Origin of the sequence: Xenorhabdus bovienii, from assembly GCF_024721015.1 — a bacterium.
Classification (GTDB): Bacteria; Pseudomonadota; Gammaproteobacteria; order Enterobacterales; family Enterobacteriaceae; genus Xenorhabdus; species Xenorhabdus bovienii.
The window spans coordinates 1-420 of sequence record NZ_JANAIF010000333.1 but is presented as its reverse complement, the minus strand read 5'-3'; the positions used below and the strand labels follow the sequence as shown (position 1 = coordinate 420).

Sequence of the window (420 nt, the reverse complement as noted above, 5' to 3'; positions counted from 1 at the left end):
AAGCTCTACATTTACGGTTATTTAAATCGAATTCAATCATCGCGACGGCTGGAGAAGGAATGCAACCGCAATGTCGAATTAATGTGGCTGCTTGAACGTTTATCTCCCGACTTCAAAACGATTGCAAACTTCAGAAAGGATAATGGTAAGTACCTGTTCATAGTCTTTACTAAAACACATTGAACCTTGATAATCTGGGAATGAGAAAAATATACGGTTCTGTCGCATTAGCAGAGAAAGTGCATCAAAAGATGAATGCGATTATTTTTTATGCAGCGAGTTGATAGAAAAATTCGGCGGGTGAAATCGGACATTCCGGTTCTTGAGGATATTGTCCTTTACGTGTATTAGTCGCGACTTGGTCTGACAGTTCAACTTGCAAAGTTGAGAGTTACCGGTTTTGATATAGATGTCCAAATC

At 39.3% G+C, this 420-nt stretch carries 1 pseudogene; it reads left to right on the top strand.

The window, feature by feature from the left end:
• Positions 1-150: pseudogene (locus NXS07_RS20855) on the top strand (transposase); the annotation flags it as partial.
• Between the last annotated feature and the right edge of the window lie 270 nt (positions 151-420).